The sequence below is a fragment of the Actinoplanes sp. NPDC026623 genome (assembly GCF_040638275.1).
In the GTDB taxonomy this organism is placed as follows: Bacteria; Actinomycetota; Actinomycetes; order Mycobacteriales; family Micromonosporaceae; genus Actinoplanes.
In genome coordinates this window covers 1-2,411 of sequence record NZ_JBEZXZ010000006.1, presented here as the reverse complement: position 1 = coordinate 2,411, position 2,411 = coordinate 1, and the positions used below count along the sequence as shown (strand labels likewise).

Sequence of the window (2,411 nt, the reverse complement as noted above, 5' to 3'; positions counted from 1 at the left end):
AGCGCTTTGCTGTTCAAATGTAAGATGCGTTCGGCGGACCCCCGGGGTTTTTCGGCCTGGGGGGGGTCCGCGGGGCGCAGCCCGCTCCCCCGGCGATGATCAGCCCTTGGTGATCAGGACGTTGTCCACGGCCGCCTCGACCAGGCTGGCCGTGCCGGTGTCCGCGGACTCCACCTGCAGGCGGATGGACTGCCCCGCGTACGCGGAGAGGTCGACGGTCGCGCTCTGCCACGCCGCCGCCCGGTTGCTGGCGGCACCGGCCTGGTTGAACACCGTGGTGGTGGTCGATCCGGAGATGACCCGGACCCGGAAGTAGTCGCCGCTGGTGGCGTTGTTCAGGTGCGCCAGGTACCAGGCGAACGACAGGCTCAGGGCGCCGGTGGGCAGCGTGATCGCGGGCGACCGGATGGTGGTGGCGCCGCCGTCGACGTCGTTCACCCCGGCGCCGGCGCCGGCGGTCGCGCCGGTGACCAGGTCGAAGGTGCCGCTGACCGTGGTGCCGAGCTGGGTCGCCACGCCGGAACTCGTCGCGGCCGGGTCGCCCCGCTCGAACAGCCCGGAGGTGGCGGTGTCGGTGGCGCCGGCGTTGGCGGTCCAGCCGGTCGCCGTCTCGAACGTGTCGGAGTAGACGGTCTCACCGGTCGGCGGCTCGGTGGTGCCGCCGTCGGCCAGCGTCCACACCGTGTACGCGATCGCGTCCGCGTTGCGGTTCAGCGCGGTGTCGTTGATGTTGGCGGTCGTGTCGCACGACGCGTGGTAGCACGGGTCGAACGTGCCGGCCGTCCCGCCCCAGAGGGTGACCTGCGCCGCCGTCTTGCGGCCCTCGGCGCCGGTGAAGATGCCGCCGGCCGGGATGCCCGCCGCGATGAACGGACCGTAGTCGCTGCGGCCGTCGAAGTCGGTGCCGCGGGTCGGTACGCCGATCGACGTGAAGTACGCCTCCAGCGTGTCCTCGATCTCCGCGGAGCCGGTGGGGCCGGGGCCCGAGCCGGTGCCGTCGGAGTTGTCCCCGTCGTACAGGAAATAGCCTGGGTTGGGCGAGCCGACCATGTCGAAGTTCAGGTAGCCGGTGATGGCCGCCTTCTGCGCCGAGGTCAGCGAGTTGACGTACGCGGTCGAGCCGCGCAGGCCCAGCTCCTCGGCGCCCCACCAGCCGAAACGCAGGTGCCGGGCGGGGTGGAAGCCCGAGCGGGCGACCTGGAGGGCGACCTCGAGGTTGGCCGCCGAGCCGGAGCCGTTGTCGTTGATGCCGGGCCCGGCGGTGACGCTGTCCAGGTGCGCGCCGGTCATCAGGGTGTCGGACGTGTCGCCGCCCGGCCAGTCGGCGATCAGGTTGTAGCCGGTCACGCCGTTGTAGGTGAACGACTGCTGCTGCGTCGTGAATCCGGCCGTGTCGAGCAGGCCCTTCACGTACGTGACGGACGCGAGGTAGCCGGGCCGGCCGTGCGCGCGGTTGCCGCCGTTCGCCGTGGCGATCGACTGGAACTGCGCCAGGTGGGCCTTCACGCTCGCGACCGGAATGTCCGGCGCGGCCAGGGCCGCGGCCGGTGCGGCCTCAGCCGGGGCGGCGAAAAGCGCGGCGATCAGGGCCGTCGCGCCTATGAAGGGAACTGCTCTCACGGGGGTCCTCCGCGGGGGCTCGTGGGTGCGCCGTCGCCGAGGGTGTAGCGACGGCCACGCCGAGCATCGCAGAGAGAATCATCGATGAACTCATACCGCTTGAGCCATATTTCAGCCGTCTGTGTAAAAGGTGCTTTGGATCATTCCCCATTTTTCGAAATTGCCCGGCCAGTCCAACTCGCGGGTCATCAGGCCGATCGCGTACGCCTTGCCGTCGTTCGCCGCCCGCCACCGGGTCATCGCGTGCATCCGCCCGCCGTCGCGACCGTCGTACGTGTACTCCCAGTCGGCGGCCCGGGCGAGGCCGGGCACCCGGTCGATCCGCAATTGCCGGTAAGCCGGCAGGTCACCGGCCGCGCGCAGCCGGCTCACCTCCCGGCGGCACGCCTGCACCGGATCGCCCTGCGGGCTGCGTGCGGGATCGACGCTGAGTATTCGGACACTCGTCGGATCGCGGAAGCAGATGGTCGTTCCGATGGTCTCGTAGGTCCAGCCGTCCGGAACCGCTATATGGAAGCCGGAAGGATCGGTGAAATAGGACCATCCATCGTAGAGCGCCCATTCGCCGCGCAGCTTCCGGGCGCCCGGAAGTGGCGTCGTGGGCAGATTGGTGCGGACCGGGCTTTCGCAGTTGACCGGGCTGAAGCCGCCGACCCCGCCGCCGGTGCCGGAGGACGTCACGACGATCGGCGTCGCGCCGTCGGCCAGGCCGGGCTGCACCCCCGAGACCTCCGCGTCGCCGCGCAGCGCCACCGCGGCGGCGACCCCGCCCCCGGCGAGCATGTCCAGGG

Annotated in this window: 1 protein-coding gene and 1 pseudogene; both read right to left on the bottom strand. The window is 71.0% G+C overall.

Features of this window, described 5'->3' with window-relative positions; all coding sequences use genetic code 11:
* Positions 1–99: 99 nt before the first annotated feature.
* A complete protein-coding gene (locus tag AB0F10_RS03015; RefSeq protein ID WP_360620205.1) occupies positions 100–1,602 on the bottom strand; it encodes a M28 family peptidase in 1,503 nt (500 codons plus the stop codon).
* 129 nt (positions 1,603–1,731) lie between these two features.
* Positions 1,732–2,411: pseudogene (locus AB0F10_RS03010) on the bottom strand (serine/threonine protein kinase); the annotation flags it as partial.